25 protein-coding genes, 1 pseudogene and 1 riboswitch are annotated in these 22,828 nt (G+C 39.4%); of the genes and pseudogenes, 19 read left to right on the top strand and 7 right to left on the bottom strand.

The annotated features are described in order from the left end of the window. The first annotated feature begins 24 nt into the window (after positions 1-24). A complete protein-coding gene (locus ACN6NE_RS04125) occupies positions 25-171 on the top strand; it encodes a hypothetical protein (RefSeq protein ID WP_165351666.1) in 147 nt (48 codons plus the stop codon). Here ACN6NE_RS04125 and ACN6NE_RS04120 read toward each other — a convergent pair. After that, positions 150-605: an Lrp/AsnC family transcriptional regulator gene (locus tag ACN6NE_RS04120; RefSeq protein WP_057242902.1), complete on the bottom strand. Its 456-nt coding sequence runs from the start codon at positions 603-605 to the stop codon at positions 150-152. The two genes, ACN6NE_RS04125 and ACN6NE_RS04120, sit on opposite strands and share 22 nt — an antisense overlap. 120 nt (positions 606-725) lie before the next feature. Between ACN6NE_RS04120 and ACN6NE_RS04115 the strand changes: the two genes are divergently transcribed. The 4 genes from ACN6NE_RS04115 to ACN6NE_RS04100 all read left to right on the top strand — a co-directional run bounded on the left by ACN6NE_RS04115 (position 726) and on the right by ACN6NE_RS04100 (position 3,958). Beyond that, a complete protein-coding gene (locus tag ACN6NE_RS04115) occupies positions 726-1,184 on the top strand; it encodes a carboxymuconolactone decarboxylase family protein (protein WP_129704141.1) in 459 nt (152 codons plus the stop codon). Positions 1,185-1,299: 115 nt separating this feature from the next. After that, positions 1,300-1,444: riboswitch (cyclic di-AMP (ydaO/yuaA leader) on the top strand. A 124-nt stretch (positions 1,445-1,568) separates the two neighbouring features. Then, complete coding sequence (locus ACN6NE_RS04110; protein ID WP_013058591.1) at positions 1,569-2,228, top strand: potassium channel family protein; 660 nt, start codon at positions 1,569-1,571, stop codon at positions 2,226-2,228. Positions 2,229-2,231: 3 nt separating this feature from the next. Next, positions 2,232-3,551 (top strand): TrkH family potassium uptake protein, encoded by a 1,320-nt coding sequence (locus ACN6NE_RS04105; protein ID WP_474324654.1) that lies wholly within the window; start codon positions 2,232-2,234, stop codon positions 3,549-3,551. A gap of 326 nt (positions 3,552-3,877) precedes the next feature. Beyond that, positions 3,878-3,958: a YjcZ family sporulation protein gene (locus ACN6NE_RS04100; RefSeq protein ID WP_016765202.1), complete on the top strand. Its 81-nt coding sequence runs from the start codon at positions 3,878-3,880 to the stop codon at positions 3,956-3,958. 188 nt (positions 3,959-4,146) lie between these two features. On the opposite strand, the gene ACN6NE_RS04095 is transcribed toward ACN6NE_RS04100, so the two are convergent. After that, on the bottom strand, positions 4,147-4,233 hold the full coding sequence (locus ACN6NE_RS04095; RefSeq protein WP_016765201.1) for a YjcZ family sporulation protein: 87 nt from the start codon (positions 4,231-4,233) through the stop codon (positions 4,147-4,149). A 174-nt stretch (positions 4,234-4,407) separates the two neighbouring features. Here ACN6NE_RS04095 and ACN6NE_RS04090 point away from each other — a divergent pair, with 174 nt between their 5' ends. The 4 genes from ACN6NE_RS04090 (at position 4,408) to ACN6NE_RS04075 (ending at position 10,511) form a co-directional block, all read left to right on the top strand. Continuing rightward, complete coding sequence (locus ACN6NE_RS04090; protein WP_474324652.1) at positions 4,408-4,950, top strand: tetratricopeptide repeat protein; 543 nt, start codon at positions 4,408-4,410, stop codon at positions 4,948-4,950. A gap of 363 nt (positions 4,951-5,313) precedes the next feature. Continuing rightward, a complete protein-coding gene (gene ggt, locus ACN6NE_RS04085; protein ID WP_474324650.1) occupies positions 5,314-7,392 on the top strand; it encodes a gamma-glutamyltransferase in 2,079 nt (692 codons plus the stop codon). Positions 7,393-7,945: 553 nt separating this feature from the next. Continuing rightward, positions 7,946-8,845, top strand: a complete 900-nt coding sequence (gene rocF / locus ACN6NE_RS04080) for an arginase (protein WP_129704135.1) — start codon at positions 7,946-7,948, stop codon at positions 8,843-8,845. A gap of 232 nt (positions 8,846-9,077) precedes the next feature. After that, positions 9,078-10,511 carry an amino acid permease gene (locus ACN6NE_RS04075; protein ID WP_043978423.1) on the top strand — a complete coding sequence of 478 codons (1,434 nt, stop codon included), beginning with the start codon at positions 9,078-9,080 and terminating at the stop codon, positions 10,509-10,511. 49 nt (positions 10,512-10,560) lie between these two features. On the opposite strand, the gene ACN6NE_RS04070 is transcribed toward ACN6NE_RS04075, so the two are convergent. The 3 genes from ACN6NE_RS04070 to ACN6NE_RS04060 form a co-directional block, all read right to left on the bottom strand. Further along, positions 10,561-11,736, bottom strand: a complete 1,176-nt coding sequence (locus ACN6NE_RS04070) for a hypothetical protein (protein ID WP_474324648.1) — start codon at positions 11,734-11,736, stop codon at positions 10,561-10,563. Between the two features lie 190 nt (positions 11,737-11,926). After that, positions 11,927-12,007 carry a hypothetical protein gene (locus ACN6NE_RS04065; RefSeq protein ID WP_474325205.1) on the bottom strand — a complete coding sequence of 27 codons (81 nt, stop codon included), beginning with the start codon at positions 12,005-12,007 and terminating at the stop codon, positions 11,927-11,929. After that, positions 12,007-12,135 carry a YczF family membrane protein gene (locus ACN6NE_RS04060; protein WP_474324647.1) on the bottom strand — a complete coding sequence of 43 codons (129 nt, stop codon included), beginning with the start codon at positions 12,133-12,135 and terminating at the stop codon, positions 12,007-12,009. Before ACN6NE_RS04060 ends, ACN6NE_RS04065 begins: the two co-directional genes overlap by 1 nt. A gap of 113 nt (positions 12,136-12,248) precedes the next feature. On the opposite strand from ACN6NE_RS04060, the pseudogene ACN6NE_RS04055 reads away from it, so the two are divergent. Together ACN6NE_RS04055 and ACN6NE_RS04050 are read left to right on the top strand one after the other, a co-directional pair. Further along, positions 12,249-12,527 (top strand): annotated as a pseudogene (locus tag ACN6NE_RS04055) (RsiV family protein); the annotation flags it as partial. A gap of 196 nt (positions 12,528-12,723) precedes the next feature. After that, positions 12,724-13,257 (top strand): HTH-type transcriptional regulator Hpr, encoded by a 534-nt coding sequence (locus ACN6NE_RS04050; RefSeq protein WP_013084563.1) that lies wholly within the window; start codon positions 12,724-12,726, stop codon positions 13,255-13,257. Positions 13,258-13,297: 40 nt separating this feature from the next. Here ACN6NE_RS04050 and ACN6NE_RS04045 read toward each other — a convergent pair whose 3' ends face one another. Then, on the bottom strand, positions 13,298-14,587 hold the full coding sequence (locus tag ACN6NE_RS04045) for a protoglobin domain-containing protein (RefSeq protein ID WP_474324645.1): 1,290 nt from the start codon (positions 14,585-14,587) through the stop codon (positions 13,298-13,300). A 185-nt stretch (positions 14,588-14,772) separates the two neighbouring features. Between ACN6NE_RS04045 and ACN6NE_RS04040 the strand changes: the two genes are divergently transcribed. From ACN6NE_RS04040 to ACN6NE_RS04005, 8 genes are all read left to right on the top strand, one after another. Further along, positions 14,773-15,447 carry a C40 family peptidase gene (locus tag ACN6NE_RS04040; RefSeq protein WP_474324643.1) on the top strand — a complete coding sequence of 225 codons (675 nt, stop codon included), beginning with the start codon at positions 14,773-14,775 and terminating at the stop codon, positions 15,445-15,447. Positions 15,448-15,705: 258 nt separating this feature from the next. Further along, the gene (locus ACN6NE_RS04035; RefSeq protein WP_029323778.1) at positions 15,706-16,053 is read left to right on the top strand and encodes a DUF2642 domain-containing protein; all 348 of its coding nucleotides are present in this window, start codon (positions 15,706-15,708) and stop codon (positions 16,051-16,053) included. Positions 16,054-16,072: 19 nt separating this feature from the next. After that, the gene (locus ACN6NE_RS04030; RefSeq protein ID WP_029323776.1) at positions 16,073-16,273 is read left to right on the top strand and encodes a hypothetical protein; all 201 of its coding nucleotides are present in this window, start codon (positions 16,073-16,075) and stop codon (positions 16,271-16,273) included. Between the two features lie 2 nt (positions 16,274-16,275). Continuing rightward, on the top strand, positions 16,276-17,802 hold the full coding sequence (locus ACN6NE_RS04025; protein WP_129704121.1) for a glycosyltransferase family 2 protein: 1,527 nt from the start codon (positions 16,276-16,278) through the stop codon (positions 17,800-17,802). Continuing rightward, a complete protein-coding gene (locus ACN6NE_RS04020; RefSeq protein ID WP_474324641.1) occupies positions 17,795-19,018 on the top strand; it encodes a nucleotide sugar dehydrogenase in 1,224 nt (407 codons plus the stop codon). Before ACN6NE_RS04025 ends, ACN6NE_RS04020 begins: the two co-directional genes overlap by 8 nt. A 44-nt stretch (positions 19,019-19,062) precedes the next feature. Continuing rightward, positions 19,063-20,484, top strand: coding sequence for a glycosyltransferase family 2 protein (locus ACN6NE_RS04015; protein ID WP_474324640.1), 1,422 nt, complete (start codon positions 19,063-19,065; stop codon positions 20,482-20,484). Positions 20,485-20,638: 154 nt separating this feature from the next. Then, positions 20,639-21,034 carry a DoxX family protein gene (locus ACN6NE_RS04010; RefSeq protein WP_013058570.1) on the top strand — a complete coding sequence of 132 codons (396 nt, stop codon included), beginning with the start codon at positions 20,639-20,641 and terminating at the stop codon, positions 21,032-21,034. Positions 21,035-21,203: 169 nt separating this feature from the next. Then, on the top strand, positions 21,204-22,418 hold the full coding sequence (locus ACN6NE_RS04005) for a cytochrome P450 (RefSeq protein ID WP_474324638.1): 1,215 nt from the start codon (positions 21,204-21,206) through the stop codon (positions 22,416-22,418). 23 nt (positions 22,419-22,441) lie between these two features. On the opposite strand, the gene ACN6NE_RS04000 is transcribed toward ACN6NE_RS04005, so the two are convergent. After that, entirely contained in the window at positions 22,442-22,810 is a 369-nt protein-coding gene (locus tag ACN6NE_RS04000) for a winged helix-turn-helix transcriptional regulator (RefSeq protein WP_060747183.1), read from the bottom strand. Positions 22,811-22,828 lie beyond the last annotated feature (18 nt).

Genomic DNA, 22,828 nt, shown 5'->3' with positions numbered 1-22,828 from the left:
TCTAGCTGTTGATTGAAGGGCAAGATGAAGACTCCTGCGCGAAAAGTGAAGCCTGGCACGGAAATCAACAGCGGTGTCAAAAGTGATTCATACGGGCTTATTGATCCCATTGTTCGCTTTTCGATTGGACCGCTTTCGTTAGGTTTCAATCACTTTTCATCTTTTAAATGACTCAATAATGCAGGAGCCATCTCCACGTGAGAAAGGGCGATGTGTGAAATCGTTTTGGCATAAGGTGTAATTTCGTTAATAAATTGTTCGAGTACGTGCAGGTGAGGAAGCTGAAGCTTTGTAATAAAGCAGGCTTGCCCGGCGATGCGTTCACAGAATAAAGCGTAGGGATACTGAGAAATAAATCGTTTAAAACGCTCGTGATCTCCGTTTTTCATAGTTACTTCAATAAAACACGACACGGGCAAATGCAGCTTTTCATAATCAATATCAATCGTATACCCTTTTATAACACCAAAGCTCTCTAGCTGGCGTACTCGCTCTGCCACCGAAGGAGGGGACAAATTAATTTGTTTTCCTAGCTCTCGTAAGGAAAGGCGGCTGTTTTGCTGCAGCGCCTGCAAAATCGATAAATCAATTTCATCAATTTTCAATTGAAAACCTTCTTTCTCATTAACGTTTCATTTGATTAGTAATAGTAGATAAGATGTTTTATATGTAATCTAAAATTTTCATTTTTCTTACTATAATAATTAAAAAGGAGTGAGTAAAAAATGGCAAGAGTTTTGTTAGAAAACGAAGAGGGAACAAATTTTGAAAAAGCATTGAATTTAATTCCGCATGTAAAAAGATTGTACGATGAGCTTTACGACATGCTTTGGAACAGCGATATAGTAGAGAGAGAGACCAAGGAAAAAATTAGGCTTTATCTAGCAGGCGTTAACGGCTGTGAGACATGTATGAGCATGTCATATGTAGGCGATGAGACGCTTAATCAAAAAGTGTTAAGAGAAAAAGAGCTTGAAGAAAAAGACCGACTGCTGTTTCGATTTATTGATGTATACCGGGTACGTCCAAGGGAGTTGACCGATGCTGATATGGATCAATTAAAGAAATTTTACAGTGATACGCAGCTGTTAGAGCTTTTGGCTGTTATTAATTTATTTGATCAATTTCACAAAATGATTGTCAGTTTAGATTTGTATGATTTTTGCAGCTTGCAGGGCAAGTGAAGTCTTCGCTAAAAATATCTTGACAGACAAAATCCACAGGAGTAAGATAGCTTTCGTGAAGTGAAACGTATCATGAATTGAATCGATTATTCTAAAAAATAGATTATAGACATTTGAATAAAAATCGCTTAATCCATTACGGAGCGGAGGACCCATTATTTACGCACATATTGTGCTCCGGGGTGAATCCTTAAAAAGGTAGGGTTACTCTTAAAACCCGAACCCGACAGCTAACTTCGCAAGCGTTTTGAGGGGGAAGAGTGTGAAAAAACACAGGAGCCTTCCTGTGTTTTTTTGCGCTTTTTTTAAGAAAAAGATGTAATTTTTTAGAAAAAGTATAAGCTAAGAGAACACACAGCAGTTGAAGAAAGGAATAAATACATTATGAAAAAACAGTTTGCTGTATTAGGATTAGGTCGTTTTGGAGGCAGTTTGGTTGAAGAGTTTGCTAATCTGGATGTGGATGTGCTCGCTATTGACCGCAATCAGGAGGTAGTAAATAAATTTAGCAACTCAGCTACATATGTTGTGCAGGCAAATGCAATTGATGAAGCTAGCTTAAAGGGGCTAGGTATTCGCAATGTTGATCATGCTCTTATTTCGTTTGGGGATGATATCGAAGCGAGCGTGCTCGCAACGATGCTTTTAAAAGATATGGGCGTTAAGCAAGTATGGGTAAAAGCAGTGAATATGTATCATCAAAAAGTGCTGGAGAAAATAGGAGCGGACAAAGTCATTCACCCTGAGCGCGATATTGCTAAGCGTATTGCTCATCACGTGGTGTCAGAAAAAATCATTGATTACATTGAACTGTCAAAGGATTATAGTATTGTCGAAATTGTCGCCTCCAAAAAGCTTCATAATAAAACGCTGTTTGATTTAAACATTCGTGCCAAGTATGGCTGTAATATTATCGGCTTTCAGCGAAAAGACGGGGAAATGGTTATTTCGCCTACCGCCCATGAAATAATTGAACAAGGGGACATGCTTATTGTGATTGGACATAATCGCGATTTGAACCGTTTTGAAGAAGAAGGAGTTTAACTCATGAAAAAACAAATCATTAAACTCACCCCTCCGCAGCTACTTGTCTCTATTTTTGGCGGAGGAATTATTATTGGTGCTCTTCTATTGATGATGCCTTTTTCTACTACTGAGCCAATCCGGTGGGTAGACGCCCTTTTTACATCTACTTCCGCTATGACAGTGACCGGCTTAGCCGTCGTAGATACAGGTACGCGTTTTACCGTCATTGGTCAAACGATTATTATGCTGTTAATTCAAATAGGCGGTCTTGGCATTATGTCATTTGCCGTGTTGATTTTTATGATGCTAGGTAAAAAAATTGGATTTAAAGAGCGTATGCTCGTTCAGCAGGCATTAAATCAAACGAGCATCGGCGGAGTTGTCCTGCTAGTTAAAAGGCTGTTTATCTTTTCATTTTTAATTGAGTTTATTGCACTTATCTTTCTAGCGATACGCTGGGTTCCGGAGTTCGGATGGTCTAAGGGGCTGTTCTTTAGCTTGTTTCATTCGATTTCGGCTTTTAATAACGCAGGGTTCGGACTATTATCTGACAGCCTGGTTCAGTATGTAGGAGATCCCATTATTAACATAACGATTTCTTTTCTGTTCATTATCGGTGGATTAGGGTTTACCGTCCTTGCAGATATGTGGGTGAAAAAATCCTATAAAAAGCTAACGCTGCATTCGAAAATTATGATTATCAGCACGTTTGCGATTAACGGGGTTGCCATGCTTTTTATTTTTTTCTTGGAGTACAGCAATCCACATACGCTCGGAAGTTTGTCATTAGGAGACAAAGTGTGGGCATCTTATTTTCAAGCTGTAACGACACGTACAGCAGGTTTTAATAGTATCGATATAGGAAGTTTGCATGATTCCACTATATTTTTAATGGTTATGTTAATGTTTATTGGTGCAGGAAGTGCTTCAACAGGAGGCGGTATCAAACTCACGACGTTTGTGGTGATTATTTTTTCCGTATGGGCATTTTTACGAAGCCGGGAAGATATTGTGCTGTTAAAGAGACGGCTTCTTCCTCTTCACGTGTTTAAGGCACTAGCCATCACGATGATTTCAATTATGTTTGTGTTTGGGGCCATTTTCCTGTTAAATATTTCGGAAAACCTGCCGTTTGTAAAAATTATGTTTGAAGTTGTTTCTGCGTTTGGAACAGTAGGTTTATCGATGGGAGCAACTCCTGAACTTTCGTGCTTTGGACGCGTGATTATTATCTTTATCATGTTTTTAGGGAAAGTGGGGCCATTAACACTGGCGTTTTCATTATCTAAGCAAAAGCGCGAAGCCGTTCGTTATCCAAACGAAGATATAATGCTAGGGTAGAAAAATCGCCTTCGATGAGGCGATTTTTTTATATTATTTATACGTTCAAGACATATAAGAGGTTACGCACAAAACAGTTGCGATGAATAAAAAGAAGGCAAAGACAAGAACAATGGGCAATTTGGAATGTCGGCGCATTAAAGGCCCCCCTTTTTTATAGTAAAAAATCTCTTACTATATATAACGAAAGAAACAAAAATATGATTCACTTTTTTTGGCGAAATTTGAAGGTTTTTCTCGTTAAAAAAATCCGCACCCCTGTCCTAAACATTTTGCCAAGCTGTTGCATACACTAAAAGCAGATAACAGGAAGTGAGGGATGTTACGTGGGAAAACAAAATTTTGCGTTAATCGTTGTGTTATTTGTTTTACTAGTTATTGTAGGTGCGTCTGGCTTCCGCTTTTAAACGTTAACTTTATTTGCGCATAGCCCCCGTCAAGAAGGGCATACTAGGCGGAAGTGAAAACCAAAAATTTCTTCAATATTGCCGAACAATGAGTTCCTCTACTCATTCATCTAATCGGTATGTAGCCATGCGAAAGCATGGTTTTTTTTTGAAATAAGAGCATGAATGATGTTCATCCCCTCTAGAAATTAGTAGTAGCAAGAGCACCCTACGATTACTAATAGAATAAATAAAACAACGATAAATGAAAAACCAAAACCGCCTTTTGCACCCATATGTGTAACCTCCTTTAATAAAAGTCTCTATATCCTATGTACTAATTGGGTTAAGTGATTGAGAAATTTGCCTATTTTTTAACGGTAACGATCTTTTGAGAAGAATGAAGAACACTTACTTTTTTCATTTGTGCAGAAATCCTTTATGATAAAGAGGAAAAGGAGGGCAAAGTGGTGGGAATACATGTAGAATACGTCATGAATCAGCTAGAAGAGGGAAAGTGGAAAGAGATCAAACGCGAAATTCAACAAGAAATGAAGAAAAAACCTCAAGCATCTGATTTGTACTGTTACTTAGCGGTTTGTTTAGCAAAGCAAATCGAAGAATCAATTATTTTTGAAAAAATGGTATTGAATTTAGAAATGGACCGAGCTCTTCATCAGGCATTAACATTGAATCCATCTTCAAGCTTGGCGCACTTCGTTCGAGGAATAAAATACCGGGAAACTCCGCTTATGTTTGGAGGGAATTACGAAAAATCGCTGTCTTATTTGCAGCAGGCGCAAGATCTTGGTTTTGAAGGGATTATGCTGCCGCTCGAACTCGCCAAAACCTATATTCAATTAAAAGAAATGGAAAAAGCGAAAGAACAATCGCCTATGCCCGGGAAATCAATCCTACTCACGCGGATATTAAAAAAGTCGAAAACATGTTGCAAACAGGACGGCGAATCAAAAGTCCTGTTTTATTTTTGGTTTTTAGGAAACATATGCTGATTTTCATAAAGAATTGTTTTTTATATAACAATAAGAATATTTATAACAATTTTAAGAAGTGCATATAAGTCCAACGACTTCTTAACTGCTAGATTTTCTACATTATTAGAGCGTTCAGTCTACATAATTCCAAAAATAGTAAGAAACTATCAGCCTATGGATAAATTGTTAGAAAATATAGATAATTGTAAGTGGATAGAGAGAAAAGTTAAACATGCGACTAACTAAAAAAGCAAAGGTCTGATTTACTTTGCTTTTTATTTATACAAATATGTAAAAAATATCATAATAAACCAATTTATTCTTTGTGAAATCCATCGTTTCAGACGATGTGAAATAATGTATTTGAAGGAGGAGACCCAGATGAAGGTTATGAAGATGTTGGTTATTGCATTATTTAGTTTAAGTTTAGTTGTCACACCAGCTGCTGCTGAAGTTCCGGGTGTCGACCATTCAATGAAACGAGGTGCTACACAAGGAATTGTAGCGGCATCTCACCCGCTGGCTGCTGAAGCGGGAAGGAAAGTTTTAGCTGAAGGCGGAAACGCTGTAGATGCAGCAGCTGCCATTCAATTATCTCTAAACGTTGTGGAACCGATGATGTCAGGTATCGGCGGCGGCGGCTTTATGATGATTTATGAAAAAAAGAAAGATAAAATTACGATGCTAGACAGCCGTGAAATGGCACCAGCTGATGTCACGCCTAAGCTGTTTTTAGATTCAAAAGGAAAAGTCATCCCTTTCAGTAAGCGTCACATAACAGGAAAAGCAGTTGGAGTCCCTGGTACGCTAAAAGGAGTAGAAACAGCACTTAAAGATTATGGAACAATGGACTTATCAGGTGTTATTAAACCAGCTATTACTCAAGCAGAACAAGGAATCAAAGTAAATTGGTCGATGGCTCAGTACATTGATGAAAATGTGGACAAGCTTGAAAGATACCAAACGGCCGGTAATGTATTCGTGCCGAATGGCAAGCCGTTAAAAGAAGGAGATAAGCTTGTTCAGCCGGATCTTGCTAAAACATTAAAGCTTATTCAAAAAGAAGGATCAGACGCTCTTTATAAAGGAGAAATTGGAAAAGCGCTTGTTAAAGAAGTTCAAAAACGCGATGGAAGTATGACCATGGATGATTTGAAAAATTACGTTGTAAAAGAACGTGAGCCGGTCAAAACAACTTACCGAGGCTACGATGTGGTTAGTGCGGCTCCTCCTAGCTCCGGCGGATTAACCGTGCAGCAGATTTTAAAGCTAATGGAAGGTTATGATGTAGAAAAAATGGGTTCCAATACGCCTCAGTATTTGCAGTATTTAACGGAAGTGATGCACTTAGCTTTCGCGGACCGCGCGGCGTATATGGCAGATGAAGACTTTTACGAAGTGCCGAAAAAAGGACTGTTAAATGAAGATTATATTAAAGAACGTCGTAAATTAATTAATCCAAACAAAGCAACGCCTAATGTCAAAGAAGGAGACCCTTGGAAATATGAAGGAAAAGAAAATCCAAATAAAGCAACGGTAAAGGAAGAAAATCCAATCGGTCAAACGACTCATTTCTCTGTTGTAGACAAATGGGGAAACATGGTTTCTTACACGACTACCATTGAACAAGTTTTTGGCTCAGGAATTATGGTTCCTGACTACGGGTTTATGCTCAATAATGAAATGACGGATTTTGATGCCACTCCGGGAGGCGTGAACCAGGTTGAGCCTAAAAAACGTCCTCGAAGCAGCATGTCTCCAACGATGCTGTTAAAAGACGGAAAGCCGTTCATGGCAATTGGTTCACCGGGAGGCCCAACCATTATTGCGTCTGTAGCAGAAACGATTATGAATGTTATTGACCATAAGATGCCGATTCAAAAAGCGATTTTAACACCTCGTATTTATTCAGGCGGCTATCCAACCGTAAGATGGGAACCTGGCTTTAGCCAAGATACGATTCTTGAAATGATGGCCAAAGGACATGCGTTTGAAGAAAAGCCTGAGCATATTGGAAACGTTCAAGCGGTTATCTATGACTATGAAACGGGAAAAATGTACGGAGGCGCTGATAATACGCGCCAAGGCACGGTATTAGGAGTAGACGCAATTAAATATGTATCCAAACAGCCAAAACCAATTAAAGAAGAGAAAAAAGGAGAGTTTACAGTTGAAGTCAACCGTGCCGTTTATCCATTTACTGATAAGCAAGTGAAGCTGATTGATGGAAAGCCTTACGTTCAGTCCGACCGCCTGCTGTTAGGCTTAGGCGTCATTGATTCGAGTGACTTAAAGCTGTATAAACCAAATCATCACTCTTATTTATCAGTTATCAAAGTAGCAAAATCACTTGGCTACAAAGTGAAATGGGATGAAGAAAAGAAAGTGGTCTCATTAGAAAAAGATCCTGGTGAAGACGATACCGGCGATGATGAAGACGGAGACGTTATTACAAATTAAAAAATAGGATGGGAAAAAAGTAGTTTAGTTGAATGAAGACCCGAACGAGGAATTGGGATTCTTGAGGGAGAATCCTACTCGTTCGGATTTTTTTATTGCTATGGTGACCATAGTTTTCGTCTATGTAGTTGCTTCTAGCTGTTGATTAGAGAGCAAGGCGAAGACTCCCGCGGAAAGCGAAGCCTTGCACGGAAATCAACAGTGGTGTAACGAGCGATTCATACTAGCTCCTTTATCCCATTTGTTCATCTTTAGATTGAATGGATTTTGTTATGTCGCCACCTCTTTTTTTATGAAAGCAAATAAAATTGGCGATTTTAAACCAAATGACAAAAAAGTTTGCATGATTTGCCAAAAAGTTGTAGAAATCGACAGTTTTTTTGGCATATGTAAGAAAACCCGTGATAAAAAGACTGATAGAATGCTACAAACAAAGTTGGCATCATTTTTGCATAAGAAATAGATGAGGGGCTGTATTAATGAAAAAAATACATAGTTAAATAACCACCTATGTTTACTTCACACAGAATAAAATGCAACGGAGGTATAGAAAATGAAAAAAGACATTTCAATTATCGGTGTACCCATGGATTACGGACAAACAAGAAGGGGTGTAGACATGGGGCCGAGCGCGATCCGCTATGCAGGCATGAATACACGCTTAGAATCTCTTGGCTATACCGTACACGATGAAGGCGATATTAAAGTAGAAATTAAAGAGCGGGCAGACGTAGATAAAAATACGAATTTGAAAAACTTAGCGGCTGTAGCCAGCGGAAATGAACAGCTTGCTGCAAGAGTTGAAGAAGTGAGAGAGCAAGACCGCTTTCCGTTAATATTAGGCGGAGACCACAGCATTGCGATTGGAACGCTTGCAGGAGTCGCAAAAGGTTCAGAAAATTTAGGCGTTATTTGGTATGATGCTCATGGTGATTTAAACACCGCTGAAACATCTCCATCAGGCAATATTCACGGCATGCCGTTAGCGGTGAGCCTTGGTATTGGACATCCTGTACTTTTAAATATTGGAGGGTATACTCCAAAAATTAAACCTGAAAATCTAGTTATTATCGGTGCACGCTCATTGGATGATGGTGAAAAAGAGTTAATTAAAGAAAAAGGAATTAAAGTGTATACCATGCATGAAATTGATCGTTTAGGTATGACGCAAGTGATGAAAGAAACGATTGATTATTTAAGCGGTACAGACGGCGTGCACCTGTCGCTGGACTTAGACGGCTTAGATCCGGATGATGCACCAGGCGTAGGTACACCTGTAAAAGGCGGCATCAGTTACCGAGAAAGTCATTTAGCAATGGAAATGCTAGCGGAAGCAGACATGGTGACATCCGCTGAATTTGTAGAAGTGAACCCCATTTTAGATCAGCATAACAAAACTGCAGAAGTAGCGGTTGCGTTAATGAGTTCATTGTTTGGCGATAAGCTTTTATAAGAAAGAGCTACTTATAGGTATCGTGTAGAAGAAAACCTGTTATGATCTAATAAGCGGTCATGCAGAACTAAGCGGCTGCCATCCTCGCTACGGGGCTGGCGCCATTTGAAAATCATCCGGCATCAATGGACTTCAGTCATGAAGAGCTACCTAGTAAGCGGCTATAAAAACAAAATAAACCTAAAAAAATGAAAGCGATTTCATTTTTTATGCAGCAAAGGGAGGAAATGGGATGAATATTCCACAGGGACAGCCAGGAGAATTAAAAAGAACGATGAAAACAAGGCATCTTTTTATGATATCACTAGGAGGATGTATTGGTACCGGTTTTTTCCTTGGTTCAGGTTATACCATCAATGAAGCAGGTCCGATGGGAGCAATGATTTCCTACTTAGTAGGAGGGATCATTATGTATCTAACGATGCTGTGTCTTGGAGAATTATCCGTTGCTATGCCAGTTGCAGGATCGTTTCAAACGTACTCCACTAAATTTATCGGCCCTGCAACCGGTTTTGCGATTGGATGGCTGTACTGGCTAGGATGGGCAGTAACGGTGGCACTTGAGTTCTTAGCTGCCGGACAATTAATGCAAAGATGGTTCCCAGACTCGCCCGTTTGGTTATGGTGCGCCATTTTTGGAGCGTTAATTTTTTCACTAAATGCACTTTCAGCTAAAGCATTTGGTGAAACAGAATTTTGGTTTTCAAGCGTTAAAATTTTCGCCATCATTATGTTTATTGTTGTAGGTGGAGCGGCAATGTTTGGACTCATTGATATGAAAAGCGGACAGGAAGCACCGCTTCTATCAAACTTCTTTGCCGAAGGGCTGTTTCCAAATGGCGTAACGGCTTTGCTGATTACAATGATTACGGTGAACTTTTCGTTTCAAGGAACAGAATTGATTGGAATTGCGGCAGGAGAAAGTGAAAATCCGGAAAAAACAATTCCAAAAGCGATCAAGCAAACGGTTTGGCGTACGCTTTTCTTTTTCGTCTTATCCGTGTTTGTCCTAGCAAGCATGATTCCTCGTGAAAAAGCAGGCGTCGTAGAAAGTCCGTTTGTTGTTGTGTTAGACAGTGTAGGTGTACCTTACGCGGCGGATATTATGAACTTTATCATTTTAACAGCTCTTCTTTCAGTCGCAAACTCTGGATTTTACGCGGCTACACGTATGCTTTATTCTCTTTCAAGAGAAGGAATGGCAAGTCCTGCGCTTGGAAAAGTTAACAAAAGAGGAGTTCCGTTTAATGCACTATTAATTACGCTTGTAATTTCATGTTTTTCGCTGCTTTCAAGCGTAGTGGCAGCTAAAACCGTTTTTGTATGGTTGATTTCACTCGCTGGACTTGGCGCTCAAATTGGCTGGATTGCGATTACAGCTTCACTGCTTGCGTTTCGTCGTGCTTACGTGGCTAAAGGTGGAAAAGTAGAAGATCTGAAATTTAGAACACCTCTTTATCCGGTTCTTCCTATCGTAGCGCTTATTACGAACTGTATCGTTATGATCAGTCTTGCGTTTGATCCCGAGCAGCGAATGGCGTTATACTGCGGAGGTATTTTCTTTATAGGCTGCTATGTTTATTATTATTTGAAAATTCGAAAACAAAATCAGTCAAAACAAGAGCAAGAAGTTCAGCTTGCGGAAAATAAACGAATGATTATTTAACATAAAAACCCGGAAAATCACGATTTTCCGGGTTTTTATGTACTCGTCTTTAGCTATCTAGTGTTGTCTCTTCATTTTTACGGCGGCGAAGTCTCCATAGCGTGATAAGGGCAACCAGTGTAAGAACAATACCGCTGCCGAGCAGGATATGACTTACGGTTTTATCCTGCTTTTTTTGGCCTTGTTCAAAATATTTCTTGTACATCGCCACCGCAGCTTTATTTTGCTTGTATTTTTTCGGAACGCTCATTTCTTTTCCGAGTTTCCAGCCGTCTTTATAAGCTTTTTGCTGTAAAGATTTCACATCTTTATTCGAATAAAAACCTGCTTTGTACCATTTTTCTAGTTGAGGCTTGTCCTGAAGACTTTTAGGCGCTCTATAGGTCTGATAAGTAAAAGCTGAGTCGTATCCGTCTGCTTTTACGTCTTTTTGTTTTTGTTTCTGTCCTTTTTCATATCCTTGCTCAAAGACTGTTTGCAATTCGCCTTCTGCTTCTGCAGGTACTTCTAATGAAAGGTCGTGATAACCTTGTACGTAGCCCTGCTTTTCAAACTGCTTTTTTTGCTGCTTCAGCACTTCGGCTTGAGCGGTTTCAAAGCCTTCTGTAAAAGCCTGACGTGTGACATCCTCATCATCATACATGCTCGGAACACTCATTGAGTCATTTTCAAGACCTTGGTCATAGCCTTCTTTTTTTGCTTTAACAGATAAGTCCATTAAAGAAATAGCTTTTTTGTAGCCTTGAACATAACCTTTATTCCAGTCGGATGACTTAGAAGGGAAAGGGGCGATTTCTGATTGAATAGTAGCATGTTTGTAATCAAGGACGCCTTGCTGATAGCCTTCCTCTTCGCCGGCAGCTATTTCATTTTCTTGTTCAGTCTTGAGTTCTTCCTCTTTTTGCTGCTGTCCTTTTTTATATCCTACCGTATACCCCATCATGAACCACGTGAATTCTTCAGAAGATTTGTCCAGTCCTGTTGTTTGATCAAACTGTTCGAATTTTTTCTGTGCGTATCCATCTTCTTCTCCAAGCGAATAGCCTTCTTGATAGAGAGAGTCAAAAATAGCTTTTACATCTTCAGTTGTATCCAGGTCTGTTGACTGGTCCAAAACGTCGGAAGAGGAATCCGGGGAATCGGGAGTAGCATAAGAAGGGATGGGATCACTTGCAAGAATAAGTAAGCAAGCTGTACTAATAACGGCTAATTTTTTTTTCATCATTTCTTCACCTTTTAGTTCAAAGTCAATGTTTATTTTGTAGTTTAAGCGTACAGCTTTCCATGTAGAAAGGCGTGTAAAAGTTATTCCAATTATGAAAATTATAACATTTAAATGGAAAGGAGAATAGGTGGTAAAAAGGAGAAATATGTGTTTTTTATGTTGTTTTATCTTTGACGCTGTTGTGCTTTTTTTACTTTAAATGAGTGATAGGTACTTCAGCTACAAAACAGAATAAAAGGAGGAAAAGTACAAATAATTCAGCGAACTCCATCACACGAAACGGAATGTAGCCATTTTGCAAAGCCATGGAAAAACTAAAAACCTTTGCATCATATCCATACCGATAGAAACCCCCATCAAACATCCTAAAAGCAAAACTGATATCCAGATGATTTTCATATGTTTCACTCTCCGTTTTCTTTTTCTAAAAGCCATTCTACCAATAGTTTTTGTTGTTTTTTGTCTTACGCTTTGCTCAAGTTGTTGAAAATTGTATAAAAATCACTTATTTGGATAAAAGCTATATAAAGGTCATTAGTGAAAATATTAAACAGCAAATGAAAGATCAAATGAAACATGAAGAAGGCAAAATCTACTGGCTGACTGAAGAAGATATGGATCCTTTTAAAGAGATTGCTGAAAATCAAAGCTTCTGTATTACAAAAGATCACAAGCTTAGAATTGTATTTGATAAATACAAAGTCGCCCCAGGATATATGGGAAACATTGAGTTTGAAATTCTAACGGACGTTATTTCAAACCTTCTGGTTGGTAGACGGTATATTCATTAAAAAACAGGCGTGAACGCTGAACGTTTACGCCTGTTTTTTTACATAAAGAAACGTTTAAATTTATTTTTATGCAAAATAAGTTGAAATATATAAGCAATCATGTATAATATTTTGTATATATTTTCATTCTTTTTGTTTATAAAGTCTTAGGGGAAAATGATGTGAACGGTTGCATTTCTAGAGAGGAAGTGAAGAGGTGAAACGCACGTTAAATCAAGATACAATTAAAGATGCTATGCTGTTTAATCAGCTTGTGATGCAAGTAAGCAAAGCTCTTTGGAAGTCTACTGAAAAGGATTGGGAGCAGTGGGTTAAGCCGTACGATCTGAGCATTAATGAGCATCACATTTTGGGGATTGCTTATCAGCTGGAAATTGCATCGATGACTGACATTTCAAAGCTAGGCGTCATGCATTTATCCACAGCTTTTAACTTTGCAAAAAAATTGCACTTGCGGGGCTATCTTACCCTTTCTAAAAATGAGAAAGATAAGCGGAATACATACGTACAGCTCACAGAAGAAGGAAAAAAGATGTTTTTAAAAACGCTCGAGGATTATAACCCTCTTGAAAACCCTTTGTTTCAAGGAGCGATGCCGCTGCGAGATGTTTACGGAGAGCTGCCTGACTTTGTTGAGCTGACGGCTCTGATTCGAAGCATATACGGAGAGGATTTTGTCCAGTTTATCGAACGTTCTTCTCAAGAGCCCGCTGCTAGCTTGAAAAAATAAAAAAGCCTTCTTGTGCAAGCTGAGAAGGCTTTTTTGCATATCAACTTTTTTCAGTTAACCGTTCAAGTTCTTCTGAGGAATGTGCCATCTTCTCAATTCGCAGAGACAGCTGCTTCATTACATCCGCTATTTTTTCAAGCTCTTTTTTTGTTAGAACGGTTTGCTGTTTGTTCTCGGTTGTTATGCTAAGAACGTTCGTGAAAAAAGAAGTAATGTTGTTCATATTGTCAGCCGTATCTTTTGTTAATGTAGCGACTTCTCCGCCTAACGTCGAGACGCTTTCGATTTGTTTTTGAATGTCTCCGATAAAAGTGGAAATATTAGCAATAGATTTCTTCGTTTCTTCTGCAAGCTTCCGTACTTCCTGTGCCACTACTGCAAATCCTTTTCCATGCTCGCCCGCTCGAGCAGACTCAATCGAAGCGTTTAATGCTAATAAATTTGTTTGCTCAGCAATAGAAGTAACAATCGAAACGATTTGATGAATTTGCTGTGATGTATGTTCGAGCGTTTTCATTTTGTTTTGAATGAGCGACGTATTTTTTTGTATGCTTCCCAGCATGTTTTGTTCTTGTTTTAATTTTGCTTGACTCGTAACGGATTCCTTCTCAATGACTTCTGCTAGTTCAGAGCTTTTGTTTGCATAAGAAACGACGTCAGAGGACTGATTGTGCATTTGATTCATAAATTTCTTCGTTTCTTCAGATAGCGAAGAAAGGATAGAGGATGTACGAGAGATTTCAAGCTGAATTTTCTCTTTTTGAGTCTGAAGTCCAGCGCGCTGCTCGTCATATTCAAGCTCATAGGCTTTTAACACAATTTGCTGCTCTAGACTAATAAGCTTTGTCATACTTGCAATAAAAGCCAGACATTCTTCTTTTGATTCCATCGAACGTTCACATACTGAAAGAAGTGACGTAAATAAATTTTGAAATGCACACAAATACCAGTTTGGCTCAAGTCCAATTTTAACGTGCATCTTGGAAATTTTTTGACGTTTGACCACAAAAGCATCGTCTATTTGTCCATCAAACATTTCTAAGATATGTTGTTTTAACGTTTGTTTTAATGCATGGACGCTGCTGTGCTTTTCGATAATCGCAACCAAATGGGCCTGTTCGCCAATAGCTTTGTAAAAATCATTCACGATCTCTTCGATAGCATTCAGCGCGTGAACTTGAAATCTGGCAATCCGTTCGAGATCCTCTGCTGTTAAGGAAATCATGTTAATCTGCTTTTTTATCACGGGGTCCGATACATGAAGCTTTACAGTGATGGATTCGATAGCCACGGCTTCGGCGTGCGCTTTGTTTCGTTTAAACCAATTCATGTTTATCACCTTTATTTGCTAGAATAGTTGTTTTTCTCTTCTTTTTATATTTCGGCGTTTTACATCCAAGAGTTGAGGCTGTTTAAGAAGATTGTTATCAAATTGTTATCTTCTATTAATTGAATTGTTATCCGCAGATGGTATGGTTGTACGGTGCTTAAAACATGATTCGGGGAGGAAACGAAATGAAAAAAATGCTATCGGCGCTTCTTGTAGGAGGAGCTTTATTTGCAAGTCCGGCAATGGGACATGCTGCGTTTGGCGACACGGTTTTAAAACAAGGGATGACAAATGATGATGTTGAACAAGTTAAAACGGTGTTAAAAGATAAAGGATTTTTAAAAGGCGAAGTATCGCGTTATTTTAATTATGAAACAAAAAAAGCGGTTATAGCTTTTCAAGAGAAACATAATCTAGAAGCAGATGGAATTGTTGGAGAGAATACATACAATGCATTAGGTAAAGGCGGCGTTGTAGAAGGCGAATCAGAAGTGAATACGGATAAAGTAATCAGCAAAGCAAAATCCTTAATGGGCACGCCGTACAAATGGGGCGGCACTACACCTTCAGGATTTGACTGCAGCGGATATCTTCAGTATGTATATAAAGAAAGCGTAGGCGTTGATATTCCAAGAACGGTTGAAGATATCTATAAAGCAGGTGAAAATGTAAGTGAACCGCAGGTAGGAGATCTTGTTTTCTTTGAAACATACAAAGAAGGCCCCTCTCATGCAGGCATTTATCTTGGAGACGGAAAGTTTATTAACGCATCGTCTTCTAAAGGCGTTACAATTAGCGATAAAAATTCAAGCTATTGGCAAGAGCGCTATATAGGAGCAAAGAGTATTGCAGCTAACTGATTCATCATTTAATAGATAAAAAAAGACAAAGCTTAGGAGCTTTGTCTTTTTTTGTTTGGGTTTCAGTAGCTAGGAGGAAGTAGAAAGTAATCATATGCAAAACGGGCTAGTCATGTGCGTATTTGTATGGAAATATGATAAAAGTTCTGTCACCTTTATGATACAGCTTGTATATATTGATAAAGTAATCTCTCAGGTTACGTCAATTGTTGTAGGTAATTTGAAGGGATAACAGTATAAAAAGGAGGAACAAAATTTATGTTTTTTTGTTGTTACCGTCGCTATGTGGAAAAGATAAAACACCTTTTGTTTTCAAATCGATTTGCTGAATTTATTCAGGAAAACACAAAAAAAGCAGTAGAAGATGTTGTTTATTCTGACACGTTTAGAGAATATGTGATCAGTATTATTAAAGAATCTCAAGAATCACCTTTTAAAGAAATTGCCGAGCAGTATATCGGACAGGAAGTTGTGATTGAAACGACAGCTGGTCCACTTGAAGGTGTGGTCACGTTTGTGGGAGATGATTATTTGGAATTAGTAGAGTCTCCAACGTCAACGGTATTACTGCCATTTACAAGCATTGTGACTATTCAAAGCGCTTAAACGAAAGGAGGAAAAAAATATGTTTCAAGATGCATTACGAGAAAATGTAGGTTCATTTGTGCAAATCATCACAGCTATTGACGTTATTAATGGAACACTGCTTGCTGTTACGGACGCAGCGGCTGTTGTACGTACATCAAGCTCATATGGCGAGCCTGCAGATGTAACCATTCCATTAGTATCCATTACGTATGTTCGAATTTTCAGCGGAGTTGAGTGAGTTTGAAAGTATCAGTGATTATTCCAGCCTGTAACGAAGCTGATTCTTTGTTACCTGTCATTAAAGAAGTTCAAAAAATGAAGCCGTTTGAGATTATTGTCGTCGTAAATGGATCCAGTGATACAACAAAGGAAATCGCCGAGGGTGCAGGATGCCGCGTTGTTTATTATGAAGAAGCTCTTGGTATTAATATTGGAAGGGCCATTGGGGCTAAAAAAGCAAAAGGAGATATTTTGCTTTTTTTGGACGGAGATATAGCGGTTCCTCATGAGGAGCTGATGAAATATACGAAGGCTATAGAAACCGGTCATGATATAGCGTTGAACAACCTTTCATGGATTATGAAGCGGAAAGTGCGTCCGCATCCGGTTTCCGTTGCGAAATACATGCTGAACTTATGCTTGCAGCGTGAAGATTTATCCATTCAAGCATTAACAGCTATTCCCCATGCTATCAAGAAAACATCAGCAGCTAAAATTGGATACGAGAACTTAGCTCACCCGCCTCTTGCTCATACGATTGCTCTTTTAAAAGGAATGTCAATCGTTGCACCGTGTTCTTCAGACGTTATTTATACCAATAAGATTAGAACTACCCACAAAACCATTCCTACCAATTCTCCTTTCCCTATTTCCACTAACTATATTATTGGAGATCATATTAAAGCGTTAGCTCATCTTATCGAAGAAAAAGGAATAAGAGGCGGGCTCACAGATGGTGATCGAAACCGAGAAGTTGTTTCCGCTTATACACCGAATGTAAAACGGAAAACAGGAGTTAAGTACAGTGCTGTTATTCCAGCAGGTGAAGAAAAAGAGACGATTGCAAATGTGATTAAAGAAGTAAGAAAAGCCGGAGTAGAGGAAATCATTGTGGTTGCCAACGGAGCCGATGAAGTAACGGTCAAACGAGCGATTGAAGCCGGAGCTACTGTTCTTCATTACAAGCAGCGCCTTGGGCACAATGTACCTCGAGCAATTGGTGCGATGTACAGCAGCGGTGAAGTTTGCTTGTTCATAGATGGAGATATTGTTATTTCTGCGGAAAATTTACGTCCGTATTTAGAAGCTGCTGATCAAGGAATTGATGTAGCGCTTAATAATTTAGAATGTCTGCTTGACGAAGTGCATCCTATTCACTCGGTAAGTGCTGCGAAATATTTTCTTAATCTTGTTTGCAAACGTCCTGATTTAACGATTAATACAACGACGGCGATTCCGCATGCAATTAAACGAGATGTAATGGAGAAAGTGGGCTATGATTCTCTTATTATTCCCCCTTTATTTCAATTAAAAAGTATCATATACGGCTTTACGGTTCAGCCTGTTCATTTTGTAGATGTGGCGCGAACGAACCGGATTCGAAAAGAGCATATGAAAGTCCAAGGTCTAGCAGCATCCACTCAGCGAATTTTAGGGGATTATGTAGAGGCCATGGCGTACTATATCAGCCAAACCAGTGAAAGAGGCGAATTTCTTCCGGACATACGAAGACATGATCTTTTGTTTGAGGTGTTGAACAATGAATAAAAAAGTTGCTGTTATTGGTCTAGGGTATGTGGGACTGCCGCTTGCTCTTTTGTTTGCTAAGAAAAACTACACCGTGATTGGACTTGATATTGACAAGGGGAAAATTGAAGCGCTAAGACAAGGGAAAAGCTATATTCCAGACGTAAGTAATGATGTGATTCAAAACGAGAAAAATTTTCAAGCATATGAATTAAAAAAAGCTATTTTGGCATTTCAAGCCTGCGATTATGTAGTGGTGACCGTGCCAACCCCAATTACAGAAACGCACAATCCAGATTTAGGACCAGTTATTAGCGCATCTACTTTCTTAAAAGAATACATGGTAAAAGGACAAACGATTATTTATGAAAGCTCTACCTACCCAGGTACGCTTGAAGAAATTGTTTTACCTATTTTGAAAGATTCTAACTTGCAAGCTGGAATAGATTTTTATTTAGCTTATTCTCCAGAGCGAGTTGATCCGGCAAACAAGTCGTATGACATTGAGCATATTCCAAAAGTGATCAGCGGCTACAGCAAAGAATGCCTTCATCATATACAGATATTTTACGAAAGTATTTTCCAGCAGGTTGTACCTGTTTCTTCTCCGAAAGTAGCGGAAATGTGCAAGCTGTTTGAAAACATTCAGCGCCTGGTCAATATTTCGTTGGTGAATGAAACAAACGAACTGTGTGAGGAATTAGGAATAGATTTTTATGAGGTCTTACAAGCGGCATCTACCAAGCCGTTTGGGTTTACTCCTTATTATCCAGGTCCCGGAATAGGGGGGCACTGCATACCTGTTGATCCGCTTTATTTCTTATGGAAACTAAAGCAAAATGGATTAACGAGCGAACTTATTGAAGCGGCTCATCATATTAATGAAGAAATGCCAAATAAAGTGATTAAGCGAGTTGAAAAGCAGCTTGACGCAAATGAAAAGCGCGTGTTCGTGGTGGGCGTTGCGTATAAAAAAGACGTAAATGACATACGTGAATCGCCAGCGCTAACCGTTTGTGAAGGTCTTTTAGAAAAAGGGTATGAATTAACGTATCATGACCCATATATTGACTCTGCCGTCTTTAATAAGCAAATGTACTTTTCTGTCCCGCTCACAAAAGAGGAAATCGAAAAAAGCGATGTTGTACTGGTATTAACTGACCATAGTCAGGTGGATTGGTCAATCGTAAAAAATGCAAAAAAAGTTGTAGATACAAGAGGTATTTTAAATGAATGAAGCCGCTGAGTTATTCAGTGGTTCTTTTTTTAGGGGTGATATTAATGAAAACTCTTTCTGTCGTGCTGCCTGTTTACAATGAAGAAGACACGCTAAAGACCGTGCTTAAACAAATTAAGAAAGTGGATGTGCTTGAGATTATTGTAATCGCAAATGGCTGTACCGATGCTTCAGTAAAAATAGCAAAAGAAGAAGGGTGCATGGTAAAAGTAGTGGAAAAACGCCTTTCTCCCCATGAAGCAAGAATGGAAGGAGCCAAAGTCGCCAAAGGAGATGCCGTCTTATTTGTAGATGGAGATATTATTCTTTCGGCTTCTGAGATTGAACGTTTTGTGCAGGCGCTGTTATTTGGACATAGTGATGTTGTGCTAAACAAGTGGGGAAAAACAAAGATGAATACTTTTAATCGCAGTGAACTGACGTGGAGTACGGTCCTGCATCATGCACTCGGAAAGCCTCATCGTGCCAACGCTTATTTAAAAGCACCTTACGGCGTGCTGCTAAGCGTATTAAAGAACTACTGGGAGATGCCGCCTCTTTCTTTATTTGTGACGTTTTTAACACAGTATCGTGTAAGCACGCATATTACGATTGAGACAGAGGGAAAGGGAAGCTTTCGCCCGTTTGATCGCCCGCTGCGCAGAAAAGAGCGAATTCAATCTTATCAGCAGCTTCTTCAAACATACTATACGCTGTCGTCAAATCGTAAAAGGCGAGTGGATATGCTTTCGCAGCCCATTCCAGTTGTAGAGCACGGCTGGGGGAAATTATCTTCTTTTTATGGAGGGAAACAGCTGTCTGTTATTATTCCGGTCTGCAACGAAGAACAAACAATCAAACAAGTAATTGCAGAAGTAAGAAAACTTGAACCGTTGGAAATTATTGTTGTGATTAACGGCTCTACGGATCAGTCAGAGAAGTACGCCAAAGAACAGGGCGTCAAAACTATCGTCTACGATGAGCGGTTAGGGCATGACTGCGGAAGAGCTGCGGGGGCACTTGCAGCAACAGGAGATATTCTCCTCTTTATAGACGGGGATTTTGTTCTTTCAGCTCAAGAGTTGTATCCGTTTGCTTCAGCGGTAGCGAGCGGTGTTGATATAGCTTTAAACGTATGTGAAGATGAAGCGAAGCTCACGCATGTTGTGCAGGGGTGGAAGTACGTGTTAAATGAGACGGTAGGAAGAAAAGATTTATTAATGAGCTCGATGACAGCTGTTCCTCATGCCATAAGCAGAGAGTGCCTGCAAAAAATTGGAGCCGAATCTCTTGTGATGCCGCCTTTTGCTCAAGTAAAAGCAATAATAGAAGGTTTTCATGTGCAGGCCGTTCACCATGTTGACGTAAATAAATTCAATCGGTTTCGATATTCTGAGCACCTACCATTAAAGAACCATTCTCCTACGGCAGAACTCATTATTCACGATCATATTTTTGCTTTTCTCTCTTATCTTCAGCGTGACTGAGCAGGGAGTATTGCCTTACTTCCAAAAAAACGTTTAAAATGAGATAAGAAAATTTGCTGATATCTTGTTTTTCTGTTCTAACCCCTTGAATTTGTTCACAGTTGTAACTAAAATTGTTACATGTGCAGACAAAAGTAAAAAAGGAGGAAAAGAAATGAAAAGCTATCAGCTTGGAACGTTTTTACTTCGTCTTATGTTAGGGCTAACGTTTTTTATTCATGGTCTTGGCAAATTCCAAAGTGGTATTGATAATACGGTCGGTTTTTTCCACAGCATGGGCATTCCGGCGTTTTTCGCTTATGCGGTTGCGGTTATTGAATTCGTAGGGGGAGCCGCTATGATTCTTGGATTTCAAACGCGTTTAATCGGTGTCTTGTTTGCGATTGTGATGATTGGCGCTATTTTTACAGCGAAAAGCGGTGCTGGTTTTACAGGCGGCTATGAGCTTGAGGTTGCCCTTTTTGTCGTTTCACTTCATATGATTCTAGCAGGAAGCGGAGCGTACGCGTTAGACAACCGATTACAAAAACCAGAAGAACATTATTCTTAAAAAGGTAGGCGCTATGCGCCTACCCTTTTTTGTAAAATATATCCTTCTATGGATTCATTTTTATTAAAATATACAGCTATCATTTTTAAGAAAATTCGTATATATGGTACTATTTGGTCATAGATGACTACACAGTCATTCTATTTGAACGATACGGGGAGGTTTTAACATGAAAACCGAAAGAGAAAACGGAATCGTCCGTCAAGTGAATACGATTCAAACAAAAGAAGAGCGCTTTAATCCTTTTTCATGGTATGAAGAGATGAGAAACAGCGCGCCTGTGCAATGGGATGAAGAAAGGCAGGTATGGGATGTTTTTCACTATGACGGGGTCAAAGAAGTGCTAGAACAAAAGAATATCTTTTCTTCTGATCGAAGACCTCCACAAAACCAAAGACAAACTGCTCTAGGAACAAGCCTAATTAATATTGATCCGCCTAAGCATGCTGAAATGAGAGCGCTTGTTAATAAAGCTTTTACGCCTAAAGCGATGAAAGCATGGGAGCCTAAAATTGCGCGTATTACAGCTGAATTATTACAAGAAGTTGAGCATCTTGAAGATATTGATATAGTCGAGCATCTGTCCTATCCGCTTCCGGTTATGGTAATTGCCGATATTTTAGGCGTGCCGATAGAAGATCAGCGTCAGTTTAAAGATTGGTCGGATATTATCGTAGCCGGTCCCTCTAATAACGAACGTGAAACGCTCGAAAAACTGCAGCAAGAGAAAATGAAAGCAAATGATGAGCTAGAAACTTACTTTTATCGAATCATTGAAGAAAAACGCACGCGTCCAGGAGATGATATTATCTCCGTGCTTCTTCAGGCAAAAGAAGAAGGGAAACAGCTAACGGATGAAGAAATTGTTGGTTTTTCTATTTTGTTGCTGATTGCAGGAAACGAAACAACCACAAATTTAATTTCAAATACGATTTATTGTTTAATGGAAGATAAAGCTTCTTTTGAACAACTCAAACGAGAGAAAGAACTTTTGCCTTCTGCGATTGAAGAAGTTCTTCGCTATCGTTCACCCGTTCAGGCTCTTCACCGAATCGTAAAAGAAGATGTGACTCTTGCCGGTCAGAAACTAAAAGCGGGCGAACACGTCGTTCCATGGATGGGATCTGCGCATCGAGACGCTCAGTACTTTGAAGACCCGGATGTATTTAAAATCGATCGAAAGCCAAATGTGCACATGGCATTTGGAAGAGGCATTCATTTTTGCTTAGGAGCACCGCTTGCTCGAATAGAAGCAAAAATTATGCTGGCTGAGCTGATTGACCGCTATCCGCAGATGGACTGGAGCCCGTCATTTGAGTTAAAGCCGATTGAAAGCACGTTTGTGTACGGGTTAAAAGAATTATTGATTCGTAAACATGTATAAAAAAAGCACGCTTTGCGTGCTTTTTACTCTTTTTCTGCTTGAATTCTCGCTTCAGCAATTTTATCCGTATAATCATATCCCCATTTAAACATCAGCTCGATAATAGGGATGAGCGTTTCTCCAAAGGGTGTTAAATAATATTCTACTTTAGGCGGAACTTGTTTATAGACTTCGCGGTGAATAATTCCGTCGCGCTCGAGTTCGCGAAGCTGCAGCGTGAGCATTCGCTGCGTCACGCCGGGAATGAGTCTGCGCAGTTCATTAAAGCGCCGGCGTTCCTTGGATAATTGATACAAAATGACGCTTTTCCATTTGCCTCCGACTACATCAACGGCTGCTTCCACAGGGCAAGAATAGCCGTGAGGCTCCCATTTTGTTAAGTCGTATTTCATAGTGATTACTCCTTTTAT

It is taken from the genome of Priestia sp. 53B2 (genome assembly GCF_056099005.1).
The sequence above is the reverse complement of the archived record's forward strand: the minus strand, read 5'-3'. Positions and strand labels throughout refer to the sequence as shown.

Bases quoted from the DNA above. Each gene is read 5' to 3' on its own strand.
- ACN6NE_RS04125 (WP_165351666.1), top strand. From the start codon at position 25: ATGAAGACTCCTGCGCGAAAAGTGAAGCCTGGCACGGAAATCAACAGC.
- ACN6NE_RS04115 (WP_129704141.1), top strand. From the start codon at position 726: ATGGCAAGAGTTTTGTTAGAAAACGAAGAGGGAACAAATTTTGAAAAA.
- ACN6NE_RS04110 (WP_013058591.1), top strand. From the start codon at position 1,569: ATGAAAAAACAGTTTGCTGTATTAGGATTAGGTCGTTTTGGAGGCAGT.
- ACN6NE_RS04105 (WP_474324654.1), top strand. From the start codon at position 2,232: ATGAAAAAACAAATCATTAAACTCACCCCTCCGCAGCTACTTGTCTCT.
- ACN6NE_RS04095 (WP_016765201.1), bottom strand. From the start codon at position 4,233: ATGGGTGCAAAAGGCGGTTTTGGTTTTTCATTTATCGTTGTTTTATTT.
- ggt (WP_474324650.1), top strand. From the start codon at position 5,314: ATGAAGGTTATGAAGATGTTGGTTATTGCATTATTTAGTTTAAGTTTA.
- rocF (WP_129704135.1), top strand. From the start codon at position 7,946: ATGAAAAAAGACATTTCAATTATCGGTGTACCCATGGATTACGGACAA.
- ACN6NE_RS04075 (WP_043978423.1), top strand. From the start codon at position 9,078: ATGAATATTCCACAGGGACAGCCAGGAGAATTAAAAAGAACGATGAAA.
- ACN6NE_RS04070 (WP_474324648.1), bottom strand. From the start codon at position 11,736: ATGATGAAAAAAAAATTAGCCGTTATTAGTACAGCTTGCTTACTTATT.
- ACN6NE_RS04065 (WP_474325205.1), bottom strand. From the start codon at position 12,007: ATGGAGTTCGCTGAATTATTTGTACTTTTCCTCCTTTTATTCTGTTTT.
- ACN6NE_RS04060 (WP_474324647.1), bottom strand. From the start codon at position 12,135: ATGAAAATCATCTGGATATCAGTTTTGCTTTTAGGATGTTTGATGGGG.
- ACN6NE_RS04045 (WP_474324645.1), bottom strand. From the start codon at position 14,587: ATGAATTGGTTTAAACGAAACAAAGCGCACGCCGAAGCCGTGGCTATC.
- ACN6NE_RS04040 (WP_474324643.1), top strand. From the start codon at position 14,773: ATGAAAAAAATGCTATCGGCGCTTCTTGTAGGAGGAGCTTTATTTGCA.
- ACN6NE_RS04035 (WP_029323778.1), top strand. From the start codon at position 15,706: ATGTTTTTTTGTTGTTACCGTCGCTATGTGGAAAAGATAAAACACCTT.
- ACN6NE_RS04030 (WP_029323776.1), top strand. From the start codon at position 16,073: ATGTTTCAAGATGCATTACGAGAAAATGTAGGTTCATTTGTGCAAATC.
- ACN6NE_RS04020 (WP_474324641.1), top strand. From the start codon at position 17,795: ATGAATAAAAAAGTTGCTGTTATTGGTCTAGGGTATGTGGGACTGCCG.
- ACN6NE_RS04015 (WP_474324640.1), top strand. From the start codon at position 19,063: ATGAAAACTCTTTCTGTCGTGCTGCCTGTTTACAATGAAGAAGACACG.
- ACN6NE_RS04010 (WP_013058570.1), top strand. From the start codon at position 20,639: ATGAAAAGCTATCAGCTTGGAACGTTTTTACTTCGTCTTATGTTAGGG.
- ACN6NE_RS04005 (WP_474324638.1), top strand. From the start codon at position 21,204: ATGAAAACCGAAAGAGAAAACGGAATCGTCCGTCAAGTGAATACGATT.
- ACN6NE_RS04000 (WP_060747183.1), bottom strand. From the start codon at position 22,810: ATGAAATACGACTTAACAAAATGGGAGCCTCACGGCTATTCTTGCCCT.